This window comes from Peptostreptococcus equinus (assembly GCF_027125355.1).
In the GTDB taxonomy this organism is placed as follows: Bacteria; Bacillota; Clostridia; order Peptostreptococcales; family Peptostreptococcaceae; genus Peptostreptococcus; species Peptostreptococcus equinus.
In genome coordinates this window covers 1,604,678-1,620,726 of sequence record NZ_CP114052.1, presented here as the reverse complement: position 1 = coordinate 1,620,726, position 16,049 = coordinate 1,604,678, and the positions used below count along the sequence as shown (strand labels likewise).

At 28.4% G+C, this 16,049-nt stretch carries 13 protein-coding genes and 1 riboswitch; all 13 genes read left to right on the top strand.

Annotation, left to right across the window (positions count from 1 at the left end):
- Positions 1-432 precede the first annotated feature (432 nt).
- A riboswitch (glycine riboswitch) is annotated at positions 433-531 on the top strand.
- Between the two features lie 168 nt (positions 532-699).
- The 13 genes from O0R46_RS08005 (at position 700) to cas2 (ending at position 15,935) form a co-directional block, all read left to right on the top strand.
- The gene (locus O0R46_RS08005) at positions 700-1,086 is read left to right on the top strand and encodes a GrdX family protein (protein WP_269311232.1); all 387 of its coding nucleotides are present in this window, start codon (positions 700-702) and stop codon (positions 1,084-1,086) included.
- Positions 1,087-1,216: 130 nt separating this feature from the next.
- Positions 1,217-2,161 (top strand): thioredoxin-disulfide reductase, encoded by a 945-nt coding sequence (gene trxB / locus O0R46_RS08000; protein WP_269311231.1) that lies wholly within the window; start codon positions 1,217-1,219, stop codon positions 2,159-2,161.
- A 118-nt stretch (positions 2,162-2,279) separates the two neighbouring features.
- Positions 2,280-2,597, top strand: a complete 318-nt coding sequence (gene trxA, locus O0R46_RS07995) for a thioredoxin TrxA (protein WP_269311230.1) — start codon at positions 2,280-2,282, stop codon at positions 2,595-2,597.
- A gap of 35 nt (positions 2,598-2,632) precedes the next feature.
- Positions 2,633-3,919 (top strand): glycine/sarcosine/betaine reductase component B subunit, encoded by a 1,287-nt coding sequence (locus tag O0R46_RS07990; protein WP_269311229.1) that lies wholly within the window; start codon positions 2,633-2,635, stop codon positions 3,917-3,919.
- A gap of 213 nt (positions 3,920-4,132) precedes the next feature.
- Positions 4,133-4,609, top strand: a complete 477-nt coding sequence (gene grdA / locus O0R46_RS07985) for a glycine/sarcosine/betaine reductase complex selenoprotein A (protein WP_269311228.1) — start codon at positions 4,133-4,135, stop codon at positions 4,607-4,609.
- A 21-nt stretch (positions 4,610-4,630) separates the two neighbouring features.
- On the top strand, positions 4,631-5,941 hold the full coding sequence (grdB, locus tag O0R46_RS07980; RefSeq protein ID WP_269311227.1) for a glycine reductase complex selenoprotein B: 1,311 nt from the start codon (positions 4,631-4,633) through the stop codon (positions 5,939-5,941).
- Between the two features lie 91 nt (positions 5,942-6,032).
- Positions 6,033-7,568: a glycine/sarcosine/betaine reductase complex component C subunit beta gene (gene grdC / locus O0R46_RS07975; protein WP_269311226.1), complete on the top strand. Its 1,536-nt coding sequence runs from the start codon at positions 6,033-6,035 to the stop codon at positions 7,566-7,568.
- 12 nt (positions 7,569-7,580) lie between these two features.
- A complete protein-coding gene (gene grdD / locus O0R46_RS07970) occupies positions 7,581-8,723 on the top strand; it encodes a glycine/sarcosine/betaine reductase complex component C subunit alpha (protein WP_269311225.1) in 1,143 nt (380 codons plus the stop codon).
- A gap of 295 nt (positions 8,724-9,018) precedes the next feature.
- On the top strand, positions 9,019-9,720 hold the full coding sequence (locus O0R46_RS07965; RefSeq protein ID WP_269311224.1) for a DUF1129 family protein: 702 nt from the start codon (positions 9,019-9,021) through the stop codon (positions 9,718-9,720).
- Between the two features lie 385 nt (positions 9,721-10,105).
- On the top strand, positions 10,106-14,143 hold the full coding sequence (gene cas12a / locus O0R46_RS07960) for a type V CRISPR-associated protein Cas12a/Cpf1 (protein ID WP_269311223.1): 4,038 nt from the start codon (positions 10,106-10,108) through the stop codon (positions 14,141-14,143).
- Positions 14,136-14,693, top strand: a complete 558-nt coding sequence (cas4, locus tag O0R46_RS07955) for a type V CRISPR-associated protein Cas4 (RefSeq protein ID WP_269311222.1) — start codon at positions 14,136-14,138, stop codon at positions 14,691-14,693. Before cas12a ends, cas4 begins: the two co-directional genes overlap by 8 nt.
- Positions 14,690-15,655, top strand: a complete 966-nt coding sequence (gene cas1, locus O0R46_RS07950; RefSeq protein ID WP_269311221.1) for a type V CRISPR-associated endonuclease Cas1 — start codon at positions 14,690-14,692, stop codon at positions 15,653-15,655. Before cas4 ends, cas1 begins: the two co-directional genes overlap by 4 nt.
- Before the next feature lie 4 nt (positions 15,656-15,659).
- Entirely contained in the window at positions 15,660-15,935 is a 276-nt protein-coding gene (gene cas2, locus O0R46_RS07945) for a CRISPR-associated endonuclease Cas2 (RefSeq protein WP_269311220.1), read from the top strand.
- Positions 15,936-16,049 lie beyond the last annotated feature (114 nt).

Genomic DNA, 16,049 nt, shown 5'->3' with positions numbered 1-16,049 from the left:
TATTTAAAATACAAAACTAATGTACAAATTTAATACAATTTATATATGATCGAGTGAAAAGAAGTAAATAAATATGTATTTATCCAAAATATATTATAGAAAAAAACATTAGAGGAATATATTTAAAATTAAATAAACAATTGGTTTAAAATATAAAAATATATTGAGTATATGTGCAAATAAATATATTAATTAATTATATAATGAAAAGTATTTGAATAAATAAAATAATAAGTGATAATTAATTTAAAAAATATAAAAAACAGCAATATCAACATATGAGAATATATAGATAAAAACTATAATAGCAAGTTAAAAATAATATAGTAAAAGTTAATAAAATATATTGATATTTTATTAATTAATGTTGTACAATAAAATTACAAAATTAGTTTGAATTGTACTAAAAATTGACAATATTATAATAATCGGAAGAAGATTCTATGAGAGAGCTAATAGCCACCGAAGGGACAAGTGATATTCAGTCAAAAATATTATGAAATTCTCAGGTAAAAATAGTAGAATTGGACGTATCTCTGAAAAAAATGACAGAGGGAATAAAGACATCTTTATTCCCTTTTTTATTTATAATTTTATTTGAAAATATTTTATTTAGATAAATATATTTTTTGAATAGCAGGAAAACATTTGTTTAGATGTTTTTAGCCATAATAAAAGTTTACAATATGGGGTGTAATAATGATACTGGTGACAAATAATAAAAGTTTTCTAGAAAGAAAAGATTATCTAAAGTCAAATGGCTTCAGATTAGTTCTATTTGAGGAAAAAGACTATATTGAAATATTGGAATATTCAAGGAATTTGATTCATAAGGGATATGAATTATTAACTCATCCACTTTATGGAAGTATTAAACCAAATGAAACAATATATAGGTCAATAGTTTTAAAGGAGAATACTGTAGTTGATTTTAATTCAGTAACTTTGATAGAGGATGCTATAAGCACAGCGATAAAATTTGCTAAAAATAAGCAAAGACCTATATGGACTGAAAAAATTAAAGATGATTTTAGGGTAATAGACATGGATTTAATATCTAAAACTGTTGATAGAATTATTATTTAGAGTAATTAAGTAGTTTATAGAATTATCAACTATATAAAAGTATTTTTAGTAAGGAAACTAGAAAGTTATAATATTAGCAAAAAGTAAGTTAAAAAAATCACATTATCTTATATATTTTTGGAGGTGCAAAATGGAAAACATTTATGATTTAGTGATTATAGGTGGTGGTCCAGCCGGCTTATCTGCTGGTTTATATGGAGCTAGAGGTAAATTGAAAACACTTATATTAGAAAAAGAAAAAAACGGTGGACAGATAGTTATCACTCATCAGGTTGATAATTATCCAGGATCATTAGAAAATGCTACAGGTCCATCACTTACAGCAAGAATGGTACAACAAGCCAAAGCTTTTGGATGTGAAATTCAAAGGGGTGAAGTAGTATCTTTTGATTTTCAAAGTGATATAAAGACTATCAGGACTAAGGATGCTGAATATAGAACAAAGTCTGTAATAATAGCATCAGGTGCTAACCCAAGAAAAATGTCTTGTCCAGGAGAAGACAAATTAATAGGAAAGGGCGTTTCATATTGTGCAACTTGTGATGCAGATTTCTTCGAAGACTTTGAAGTATTTGTAATAGGCGGGGGGGATTCAGCTATAGAAGAAGCTCAATATCTTACGAAATTTGCTAGAAAAGTAACTATAGTTCACAGAAGGCAAGGTTTTAGATGTGCTCCTATAGCACTTGACAAGGCTAAAGAAAATCCAAAGATAGAGTTTTTATTGGATACAGTAGTAGAAGAGGTAAAGGGAGATGGAATACTTGAGTCTATAGTATTCAAAAATAAAATTACTGGTGAAGTTACAGAATATTTTGCAGATGAAGAAGATGGTACATTTGGATGCTTTGTATTTATAGGATATGTACCAGAAACTGAAATCTATAGAGGTGTACTAGATTGTGATGAAGTTGGATATTTTGTAGCTGGAGACTCTACAGAAACAAAAATACCAGGAGTGTTTGTAGCAGGTGATTGTAGACAAAAACCAGTTAGACAGGTAGTCACAGCTACAAGTGATGGAGCAGTAGCTGCTGTAATGGCTGAAAGATACATAGCATCAAAGTTTGATTAATAAAAGTATAAAAATAGCTTATAAAACGGTGAAAATCCGTACAAGTTTACGCTTTGTTCTTAACTCACTATAAATTTGTACGGATTCACATAAATTAAAATTTTCAGGAGGTTGCAAAATGTTAGAACTTACAAAGGACAATTTTGAAAGTGAAGTATTAGAAGGTCAAGGATATATATTTGTTGATTTTTGGAGTCAGGGTTGCGAACCTTGTAAAGCTTTAATGCCAGATGTACATGCATTAGCTGACAAATATGGCGATAAGATAAAATTCTGTTCAATGGATATTACAAAAGCGAGAAGATTAGCAATAAAGCAGAAGGTTCTTGGGCTTCCAACAATGACTATCTACAAAGATGGAGAAAAAGTTGAAGAAATAACTAAGGATGATGCAAATATAGAAAATATAGAAACTATGTTAAAAAAGTTTTATTAAAAATTTTAATATAAATATTTATTAGGAGGTAAGCCATGCGTCTTGAAGTAGGCAAAATCTTCATAAAGGATATCCAATTTGGTGATCAAACGAAGATTGAAAAAGGTGTTTTATTTGTAAACAAAGAAGAACTAGTAAAAGCAATATGGGATGATGAGCATATAGCATCAGTTGATTTAGATATTGCTAGACCAGGCGAAAGTGTAAGAATAACACCTGTGAAGGATGTTATTGAACCAAGAGTAAAGGTTGAAGGCAAGGGTGGAATATTCCCAGGCATACTTTCAAAAGTTGAAACAGTTGGTGAGGGTAGAACTTATGTATTAAAAGGAATGGCTGTAGTAACTACTGGAAAAATAGTCGGTTTCCAAGAAGGGATTATAGATATGACTGGATTAGGAGCTCAATATACTCCATTTTCTAAGACAGTAAATCTAGTGGTAATTGCTGAACCGGCTGAAGGTGTAAAACAACATGAACATGAAAAGGCAGTAAGATTTTTAGGATTCAAGGCTGCTCAATATCTTGGAGAATTAGCGAGAGACTTAGAAGCTGAAGAAGTAAATGTATATGAAACTAAGCCATTACTTGAACAGATTGCGCAGTATCCTGACCTTCCAAAAGTAGGATATGTATATATGTTACAAACTCAAGGGTTATTACACGATACATATGTGTATGGTGTAGATGCAAAGCAGATAGTTCCTACAATACTTTATCCTACAGAGATAATGGATGGAGCTATAGTATCTGGTAACTGTGTATCAGCTTGTGATAAAAATCCTTCATATGTTCATTTAAACAATGGTGTAATAGAAGAACTATATGCAAAACATGGTAAGGAAATAAACTTCTTAGGTGTTATTATAACAAACGAAAATGTTTATTTAGCAGATAAGGAAAGATCTTCTAACTGGTCTTCTAAGCTTTGCAAGTACTTAGGATTAGATGCAGTTATAGTTTCTCAAGAAGGTTTTGGAAATCCTGATACAGACTTAATTATGAACTGTAAAAAGATTGAAGATCAAGGTGTAAAAACTGTAATAGTAACAGATGAATATGCTGGTAGAGATGGTGCATCTCAGTCTTTAGCAGATGCTGATCCAAAGGCAGATGCAGTTGTTACTGGAGGTAATGCAAATCAGTATGTAGTATTACCAAAGATGGATAGAATAATAGGTCATATAGAAGTTGTAAATGTAATTGCTGGTGGTAATGAACACTCACTTAGAGAAGATGGATCAATAGAATGCGAAATTCAGTGTATTACTGGAGCAACTAATGAAACAGGATTTGGTTATTTAACAGCAAAAACCTATTAATAATATCTACAATAAAAAAATTATATGCAAAGATTATAAAAAATCAACTAAATAGATACTAAAAATACGTAAAATACATAAAATAATAGCCATAAGCATTGACTATATAAATGCAAAATTAAGATAAAATACTTAAAAATAAATAATATTATAATTATAAATTGTATGAAGGCATAGTGCGAAAATGCCATAAAAAAATAAAGGAGAAAGATTATGACAACTTTAAAGAATAAAAAAGTAATAATAATCGGTGACAGAGACGGTATACCTGGACCTGCTATCGAAGAATGCGTAAAGACTGTCGATGGTGCTGAAGTAGTATTCTCATCTACTGAATGCTTCGTCTGAACAGCTGCTGGGGCTATGGACCTTGAAAACCAGAACAGAGTAAAAAATGCTGCCGAAAAATTTGGCAACGAAAATGTTGTGGTTTTACTAGGTGCCGCTGAAGCCGAAGCTGCAGGTCTTGCAGCCGAAACAGTAACAGCAGGAGATCCAACTTTTGCTGGACCACTTGCAGGTGTTGAACTTGGGCTAAGTGTATACCATGTGGTAGAAGAAGAAATGAAAGAACAATTCAATGAAGAGGTTTATGAAGAACAAATTGGAATGATGGAAATGGTTCTAGAATGCGATGAAATTGCTGAAGAAATGTCTGAAATAAGAGACGAATTCTGCAAGTATCTATAAAATCCAATAGGAGGTAAAATAATGTCAAAGATTAGAGTAGTTCATTATATTAACCAATTCTTTGCTGGAATAGGTGGAGAAGAAAAAGCAGACGTTGAACCACAAATATTAGAAGAACTTCCTCCAGTAAGTAAGCAATTAGAACAAAAACTAGGAGAAGAATTTGAAATTGTAGCTACAATCGTATGCGGAGACAGTTATTTTAATGAAAATATAGATAAGGCAAGTAGAGAAGTACTTGAAATGATCAAGAAATTTAATCCACAAGTATTTATAGCAGGACCAGCATTTAATGCAGGTAGATATGGTGTAGCTTGTGGTACAATTACTAGCGTAGTACAAAAAGAATTGGATATTGTTTGCTTAACAGGTATGTATATAGAAAATCCTGGGGCAGATATGTTTAAAAAAGAATTATACATTGTTGAAACATCTAATTCAGCTGCAGGTATGAGAAAGGCCTTACCAAAGATAGCAAAGCTTGCTATAAAATTGGCTAAAAATGAAGAAATAGCGTCTCCAAAAGAAGATGGTTATATTGAAAGAGGAGTAAGAGTTAACTTTTTTGCAGAAGAAAGAGGATCAAAAAGAGCTGTAGATATGCTTGTTAAAAAAATTAATGGTGAAGAATTTGAAACAGAATATCCGATGCCAAGTTTTGATAGAGTAGATCCAAATCCAGCAGTAAAAGACTTATCACAGTGTAAAATAGCTCTTTGTACATCAGGTGGTATAGTACCAAAGGGAAATCCAGATAGAATAGAATCTTCAAGTGCGACAAAATATGGAGAATATGATATTACGGGTATTGATGATCTTACTGAAGAAGGTTGGGAAACCGCTCATGGTGGATATGATCCCTCGTATGCAAACCAAGATTCTGATAGAGTATTACCTGTAGATGTTCTTAGAGATATGGAAAAAGAAGGGCTGATAGGAGAATTACACAACAAATTCTATACAACAGTAGGTAATGGTACAGCAGTTGCTTCGGCTAAAATATATGCAGCCGAAATAGCACAGAAAATGCTGGCAGATGGTGTGGATGCAGTTGTTTTAACATCTACGTGAGGAACTTGTACTCGTTGCGGTGCAACGATGGTAAAAGAAATAGAGAGAGCTGGTTTACCGGTAGTACATATGTGTACAGTAGTTCCTATTTCTCTGACAGTTGGTGCAAATAGAATAGTTCCAACAATAGCTATACCTCATCCTCTTGGAAATCCTGCCTTAGAACATGCAGAAGAAAAAGCATTGAGGAGAGGATTAGTTGAAAAGGCATTAAAGGCATTAACTGTGGAAGTTGATGGACAAACAGTTTTTGAAGACTAGTTATTACTTTTAGCTATAAACAATATTGGTAGACTTATTTTAAGCCTACCAATATTACTATTTTAAATATTATTGAATTTGGAGGTAAATTATGTCATTCCCAGTATTTAGAGGAGCAGGTTATGTACTTGTACATACTCCTGATATGATTGTAAAAAATGGTACAACTTGCACAATAGAACAGGAAATAAATCCTGATTCTGAGTTCCTAAAAGAAATAAAAGCTAAAATTAGAAGCTACGAAGAAGTTGTGAATTATATTCCTAACCAAGTTTATATAGGAAATGTAAGACCAGAATTTTTGGCAGATAAGAAGCTTCCATGGTGCGAAATTGAACACAAGGGAGAAAGATATGGTAAATTTGGTCAGATAGTTCCAGAAGACGAGTTTTTAGCATTAATGCAAATATGTGATGCATTTGAGTTAGTAAAATTGTCTAATGAATTTGTAGATAATGTAAAAACTAAAATAGAAGAAAATTATTCTGAATTAAAGGATTTTTTCCATATTTTAGTTGGAGAAGACATAAGTGGTTCTGAAGAATTACTAGAAAATCACATAGCTCAAGGACTTTACTTTGAAGATAAGCTGGTAGGCTATGTAAAAAGAGCACATGATGTTGATGTAAATTTAAGTGCTCATACAATGTTTGAAAATCTAGTAGTAAAAACTTCAGGTGTAATTTCAGCTCTTGAAGTTCTTAGAAGTTCAGGTGTAGATAAAGACTCTATAGATTATGTAATTGAGTGCTCTGAAGAAGCTTGTGGTGATATGAACCAAAGAGGTGGAGGAAACTTTGCTAAATCAATAGCAGAAATGGCAGGTCTTACAAATGCTAGTGGTTCAGATACTAGAGGTTTTTGTGCAGCTCCAGCACATGCACTTACAAATGCAGCAGCACTTGTTAAAGCTGGAATACATAAAAATGTAATGGTAGTAGCTGGTGGAGCTTCGGCAAAATTAGGAATGAATGCAAAAGATCATTTGAAAAAAGGTCTTCCAGTACTTGAAGATGTAGTGGGTGGTTTTGCTGTAATTATTTCTGAGAATGATGGCGTAAATCCAATTATTAGAACAGATCTAGTAGGAAAGCATACAGTTGGAACAGGATCAGCACCTCAGGCTGTAATGACATCATTAATTACACAAGGATTAGATAGAGATGGATTGAAGATACCAGATGTGGATATATTTTCAGTAGAAATGCAAAATCCAGATATAACAAAGCCAGCTGGTGCAGGTAATGTTCCAGAAGCAAACTACAAGATGATAGGAGCACTTGCAGCAACTAGAGGTGAGATAGAAAAGAAAGAATTAAAAGATTTTATTGCAAATCATGGTTTACCAGGATGGGCTCCTACTCAAGGACATATACCTTCAGGAGTACCATATGTAGGTTTTATGATAGATGACCTAACAGTAGGTGAGAGAAATAGAGCTATGATTGTAGGTAAGGGAAGCCTATTCCTTGGAAGAATGACAAACTTATTTGATGGTTTATCATTTATAGTAGAAAGAAATCCAGGAGAACAAGAAGAACAAAGTTCATCTATTTCAAAGGATGAAATAAGAAAAATAATTGCAGAGTCTATGAGAAATATAGCCCAGGACATGATAAATGAATAGGAGGGTGTAGATATGTCAAATAAATTGATATCTGATGTATTACTAGAAGTTGCAGATGCAATAGAAACTGGTAATTTTGGAAAGAAAATAAAAATAGGACTAACTACACTAGGAAGCGAGCATGGAAGTGAAAATTTAATTAATGGAGCTAAACTAGCAAAAAATCCTCTATTTGAAATTGTATTAATTGGAAAGTCTGATCAAGGTTTTGAATCTTATGAAGTAGACACTGAAGATTTGATGTATAAAAAAATGGAAGAATTGCTAGATGCAAAAGAAATAGATGCTTGCGTAACTATGCATTACAATTTCCCAATAGGAGTTTCTACAGTGGGAAGAGTAGTAACTCCTGCAAGAGGCAAAGAAATGTACTTAGCAACTACTACAGGTACATCTGCGACAGATAGAGTAGAAGCTATGGCTAGAAACGCAATTTATGGAATAGCAACTGCAAAAGCTTGTGGTAAGAAAAAACCAAGTGTAGGTATACTTAACCTAGATGGCGCTAGGCAAGTAGAAAAAATATTAATAAATTTAAAAGAGAATGGATACGATTTTGAATTTGCTGAATCACTTAGAGCAGATGGTGGATCAATAATGAGAGGAAATGACTTATTGATGGGCGTACCTGATGTAATGGTGACAGATAGCCTTACAGGAAATTTGTTAATGAAGATGTTCTCATCATTCAATACGGGCGGAGATTTTGAAGCTCAAGGATATGGTTATGGTCCTGGAGTTGGAGAAGATTATGATAGAAGAGTATTAATATTATCTAGAGCCAGCGGTTCACCAGTAGTTGCTAATGCCCTTAAATATGCTTATGATGTTGTAAAAGGTGATATTAGTGAAGTAGCAAGAAAAGAATACAAAGAAGCAATAAAATGCTGTTTCGATAAAGAAATAAGTGAATTAAAATCAAAGAAACTGTCTCATGAAGAAGTAGAAGAAGTTAAGGTTCCAGAAAAAGAAGTAGTGACTGAAACTATTGCAGGGGTTGATATACTTGATTTAGAAGATGCTGTAAAAGCGTTGTGGAAAAAGGGTATATATGCAGAAAGTGGTATGGGTTGTACTGGACCGGTAGTAATGGTTTCAAAAGAGAAAATAAGCCATTCAATTGAAATACTAAAAAATAGTGAATATGTTAAATGATTTAATAGAGATATTTAATATGTTGCAAATTACAGGTTAGATAATTTAGTTATACATTGGTTAAAACAAAAAATTATTATAAAAAAACAATTAGCACAAAAGTAGCCTTCCTAATACTAGAAGGCTACTTTTGATATTGTGTAAAAATATAGATAAATTTAAAATACTCTTCCTTTTTTGTGGCAAAATCATAATCTTTATTGACGTATATATGAAATTGAAATATAGTTACTATAGAAATGATAATTAATTTAATTACTAATAATGAATAAACAAAAAATACGTGGAGATATATATGAGCAGAATAAGAGATTTAAAAAAAGAAAATAGTATTTTGGATAAACGAATTAGTTCAGAATATAAAAAAGATTATATGGATATTATGTCCTATTTAAGAAAATCTGGAATAAATCAGTATCATCAAGAATGCGTAAGAAAAAGAATAATAAAAAAAATATTTGTTGCAAAAGAAAGTGGGATTTCAAGTAAAGAATTATTTGGAGAGAATATTAAGTTTTTTTTAGATACAATGATATATAATATTCCTAAAACTGGTAAAAAAGAAAGGGTTCTTTGTGATATTTCATTAGTATTACTGGTATTAATAATTCTGTCGATTATAAATATTATAACAGATTTGATATCTTGGGCAATCTTAGATTCAGAAGAGATATGTACAATCGGAATTACTTTATTAGATATAATTCTATCAATTATGATATGTGTAGAATCTATATTTTTTGCAAGGTTTATGAAGAAATTTACCAATAATGAAAATAATGGCAAAAAGAGTAAGAACTTTTTAGTTAAGGGTGCTTATGTAGGTGGAATAGTTGCATTTGGAGTTGTATTTATTGATACAATAATAATTGGTCATAGTAAAGATATGTTATTTAAAGTTCCAATTGGAGCTTATATTTTGATCTGTGCTATTTTGTTTATAATTAGATACTTAATAGAAAGAAAATTGAATTTAAATTGTTATACAGATGTGTAGAATGGAGACTAATTAGAATACTAATTAGTCTTTTATATTGCTTCCTTGTCGAATAAAGTTGGTGAAGAATTAGTAAAAAATTATATAGTGAAATCTGATATATATTGTGTTGGATTCGTTGTTTTTTGCATATTTTTTAAGACTATTTAAACTAACTCTAAAACAATCTGTAATTAGTTTAATATAGCTTTAAGATTTTTAAACAAATATAAAATATTATTTTAAAAAAATAAAAGGGTTTTGTATTTTAATGTTGAATATATATATTATAAAGACTAATTTCTACTGCTAAGTAGATATCATTCAACGTGCGTTGATTATAGAATCTAAAAGAAAAAATATTTAATAAAAAAATTATTTGAGAAAAAATATTTGAGGAGGTAGAATGATTAGGAAATTAGAAAAGAGTAGTTATGAAAGTTTTACACAATTATTTCCTAAACAAATAACTTTAAGGAATGAATTAATTCCGATGTGGGAAACAAAGGACAATATGATTTCAATGAAAGAAATTGAAATTGATAAGAATAGGGCGGAAGATTATAAACGAATAAAATCAATAATTGATGATTTTTATAGAGTACTTATTAATGAAACCCTTAAGGAATCCAAAATTGATTGGACGGATTTATCTGATATGCTAAGAGAAAATAAACCAGATCAAAAGAAGATGGATAATATAAAAAAAATATATAGAAAAGAAATTTGTGACTTGATGGATTCCTATAGTATTGTGACAGAGCCTAAATTTAATATTATAAAGAATAATGATAATAAAAAGTCTTCAATAGTAAAATTATGTACAGGAAAGGATTTAATAAGAGTTATTTTACCTAGTTTTGTTGATTCTTATTATGAAAAAGAAGTTGCAATAAAGAATAAAGATATAGTAAACAGGTTTAAAGATTTTACAACATATTTTACAAATTTTTGGGATACTAGAAAGAATATATTTTCAAGCGAAGACAAATCTACGGCTATATCTCAGAGAATAATATTTAACTTTGAAAGGTTTGAATCAAATATAGCTATTTATAAAGAAATAAAAGAATATTTAGCTATGAATATTTTGCATATAGAGAATGAGTTTATAGAAAACGATATCTTAAAAAAATATGAAAAAATTGAACAATTTTTTGATTTATCTTATTTTAACAAACTATTTATACAAAAAAATATTGATATATATAATACAATAATTGGTGGATTTTCACCAAAAGACAGAAATAAGATAAAAGGAATTAATGAACTTATTAATGAATGGAATCAAGTAAATAAAAAAAATAAGATTCCTAAACTAGCGTCACTATATAAACAAATTTTATCTGATAGAAGTTCGAATTCTTTTATTTTGGATGTATATGATAATGACAAAGATGTTTTTGATGAAGTGAAAAAATATCATGAACTATATGTAATATCTGATTCTGATTTAGGCGTTAATCTTTTAAATGTACTTGATATTATAAAAGATGTGAGTATCTATGATTTGGATAAAATATATATTAAGTCAAGCTATCTTACTAAAATTTCAAAGGATATATTTGATAACTTTAATATTGATGAGTCGATTGCATCTTGGAATATAATAAATTTAGCATTAGAAAATTATGCTACAAAGGATAATAATATATTAATAGAAAAAATAAAAAAATATAAAAAAGAGCAAAAAAACGAAAATAGTAATAAAAAATCAAGTATATATTTTAGTATGAGTGAATTAGATAGAGTAATAAATGAATTTATTATAAATAATAATTACAATATTGGGAAAAAATATCTGATTAAAGATTATTTTGAAAATTTAATTACAAAAGAAGATATTATTTTAGTAACAGAAGCTTTTAATAATTTTGTTAATACTTATCAATCAAATAATAAAATAAAGACTCATGAAGAAACTAAAAATATGCTTAAATTGTATTTAGATAGATTGAAAAGCATTGAAAATAAAATAAGATATTTTTCTTCTAATGAGTTATTAGATTTAGATATGGTGTTCTATTCTGATATAAATATATTGCTTGATAATTTCAGTGATTTTAATAGTATATATAATAAAGTTAGGTCTTACATTACTAAGAAAGAATTTGCGGATAATAAAATTAAAATAAATTTTAAATCACCGGATTTGCTGACTGGTTGGGCTGAATCAAAAGTTCAGGAAAAAGGAGGAATTCTTTTTAGAAAAAATAACGAATATTACCTAGGGATACTAAATAAAAATAAAAAAAATGCTTATAAAAATATGAAGACTTTAGTGGATAAAAAAGGCGAATATGAAAAAATGGTTTATTATTTATTCCCAGATGCAGCCAAGATGATTCCAAAGTGTAGCATAAAAAAAAACGATGTAAAAAATCATTTTGCAAAATCAAAAGAAGATTATAAACTTAAAGTAGGTTTTTCTGAAGATTTAATTATAGATAGAAAATTATATGACTTATATTATACTCAGTATGATGGAAAGAAAAAATTTCAAACAGAATATTTGAAAAATACTGGAGATGAAGAGGGTTATAAAGAATCTCTAATATTTTGGATTGATTTCTGTAAAGACTTTTTATCAAAGTATGAATCTACAAGTATATTTGATTATGGAATATTAAAAAGTTCAAATGAATATATAAACCTTGCAGATTTCTATAGAGATGTTGATTCAGTTTCTTATAAAATAGAATATGAAAAATTAAATGAGAATGATATTAGAGAGTTAGTTAAAAATAATGAAATATACCTATTTAAAATATACAATAAAGATTTTTCTTCTAACTCCAAAGGAAAGAAAAATTTACATACAATGTACTTTGAATCAATTTTCAGTGATTTAAATCAAAAGAATGGTATTGTAAAATTAAATGGTAATGCTGAGATATTCTTTAGAGAAAAGCAAATAGATAAGGAGTTTAAGCATAGTTCAGGTGAGTATTTAGTTAATAAAATTGATAAAAATGGTTTAAAAATTCCAGAGGATTTATATGTAGAAATATTCAATTATGTTAATGGAAGAATTAAAAATTTCAGTTCAAAGAATGCGAAGCAACTGTATGATAGTGGGGATGTTACAGTAAAGAAAGCTAAATATGACATAATAAAAGATAGAAGATATACACAGGATAAATTATATTTTCATGTGCCAATAACTATAAATTATAAAGAAAATTCATCATATAAGCTAGATGATAAAGTATTAAGAAAAATTGCTGAATCAAAGTCACAAAATGTTATAGGTATTGATAGAGGTGAGAAAAATCTAATTTATATAAGCGTAGTCAATCCACAGGGAAAAATACTCGAACAGAAATCTCTTAATATCATTGAGAAAGAGATTAAATCAAAGGATAAAAGTATAATAAGCAATATAAATTATAAAGACATATTAGATAAAAAAGCATTTGATAGAAATAATGAAAGACGAAGTTGGGATACTATAGAAAAAATAAAAGATTTAAAAGAAGGTTATGTATCTCAGGTAGTCCATGAAATATGTAAAATGGTAATAAAATATGACGCTATAATTTCTATGGAAGATTTAAACATTGAATTTAAAAATTTAAGGAAAAAAGTAGAACAACAAGTATATCAAAAGTTTGAAACAGCTTTAATTAAGAAACTTAATTATTTGGTGTTTAAGGATACTGATTTTACAGAACCTGGAGGAGTGCTGAATGCGTTTCAATTAGCTAGACAAGTTGATACGCTAAAAAAAGTAGGAAAACAGTGTGGAATAATCTTCTTTGTAGATCCAAGAAACACTTCAAAAGTAGATCCTACTAGTGGATTTATAAATCGTATGCCTATAAAAAATATCAAAAACAAGCAAGATAAAATTAAATTTATAAAAAAATTTGAATACATAGGATACGATAATGAAAAAGATATGTTCTATTTTAAATTTAACTATAAAAATTTCATTAATACAGAAGTAAAGGTTACTGATTGGTGTGTATATACTAATGGAATAAGGTGTAAGTATAATAGAAATACAAAGAAAAGAATAGAAATAAATCTTACAGAAGAAATGAAAAATATAATGAATAAATATAAAATACCATATTTAGATGGAAATCTAATTGAGAAAATACTTGAAAAAGAGAAATCAATAGATAAAATTATTAATATTTTAATAGAATTATTGAATATGAGAGTAAGCACAGACAGTGAAGACTATATTATTTCTCCTGTGATAAATTCTAAGGGAGAGTTTTTTGATACTAGGAATCAAAGTAAAGATTCTATTTTGCCAATAGATGCAGATGCGAATGGTGCATATAATATTGCTTTAAAAGGTCAGATTTTAGTAAAAAGAATTATAGATAATAAAGAAAAAATAATTACAAATAATTTTAATAGGGGAAAGGACATTGATTTAATAGTTAAGAGAAATGATTTTCTAGACTATGTAAGTAAAATAAATGGATAACCTTATTATTATTACAAATTTAAATGACTTTATATTTTGTCCAGCTTCTATATATTTTCATAATTTGTATGGAAGCTTGGACCCTATTATCTATAATTCTAATAAACAAATTGATGGTAAAAATGCTCATGAGAGTGTGGATAAAAATAAGTATTCTACAAAGAAGAATATTTTAACTGGTATATCAGTTTATTCAGAAAAATATGGTCTAACAGGTAAAATAGATATATTTGATTCTGAACAGGGATTATTAACAGAAAGAAAAAAGAAAATAGTTAATATTTATGATGGTTACATATTTCAATTGTATGCTCAATACTTTTGTATGAAGGAAATGGGATATGATGTAAAGAAATTGAGGTTTCATAGTATTGATGACAATAAAAACTATGAAGTTAATTTACCAGAAAATGATGTTGTTATGTTTGGGAAATTTGAGAATATTATTGAACAAATGAGGACATTTGAGTTGAGCAAATTTAAACAAAATAATATATCTAAATGTAGGAATTGCATTTATGAGCCAGCATGTGATAGGAGTTTGATATGATTCAGAGAACCGACTTTGAAAAGAAACAAATATTATTTGTATTTACAAATAAGAAAGAAAAATTATCAATATCTAATCAAAATATAATAGTGAAAGACGAAAATGGAAAAATAAAACATCAATCAACATGTCATAGATTATACCTAGTATTTATTATAGGGCATATGTCGATTACAACTGCATTAATACAAAAAGCAAAAAAATATAACTTTACAATTTGCCTAATGAATACAAGTATGAAGATGTATGAACTAATCGGTACAAAGATGGAAGGTAATACATTATTGAGGAAGGCTCAGTATGAATATAATGGTTTAGATATTGGCAAGGGTATAATATCTAATAAAATACATAATCAAAGCCTTGCATTAGGTAAAATAAGGAAAAAATCTGAAAAAAGACAAAAAATTATTGAGGAGTTAAATAACATTAAGGATAAAGTAATTTTTACTGCTAACACAGGTCAAGAAATAATGGGATTAGAAGGTCAAGCATCGAAACTGTATTTTTCGCAAATATTTGAAGGTATTGAATGGAAAAGAAGAGTACCAAGAATAAAGGAAGATTATATAAATTCAACATTGGATATTGGATATACGGTATTATTCAATTTTATTGAATCTTTGTTGAATATATATGGTTTTGATACATATTATGGTGTATTACATAAAGAATTTTATATGCGTAAATCTTTAGTATGTGATTTGATGGAACCATTTAGATCCTTAATTGATTATGAAGTAAGGAAAAATATTAATTTGAAAAAATTTAAAAAAGAAGATTTTATATTGGTAAATAAACAATATCAATTAAAATGGGAAAATTCTCCAAAGTATGTGTCTGCACTTGCCAAACCAATAATTGAAAATAAAGAGGAAATTTTTCTTTATTTACAGACATACTATAGAGCCTTTATGAAAAGAAAATCTATTGATGGGTTCCCAGTATATATAATGAGGTGATAAGATGTTAATAATTAGCTATGATATATCTGACAATAAGCTTAGAACTCAATTTTCTAAATTTCTATCTGCATATGGATATAGATTACAATATTCAGTTTTTGATATTGAAAATAGTGCTAGAATGATTGATAATATAACTTCACAGATAGAGGGAAGATTTATGAAAAAATTTTCTAATTCTGATTCAGTAATAATGTTTAAAATAAAAAATGAAGATGATATAATAAGATATGGATATGCCAAAAATGATGAAAAAGATATGATTGTAATTTTTTAGCAAACCTCTGTCTTAATATTTTTGGGTAATTTATAAATATATGTAGTAATAAGGCTTTCGGATATTCTTAAAAATATTGAATAAAAATAAACTAAAATAACATGTAGTAATCTC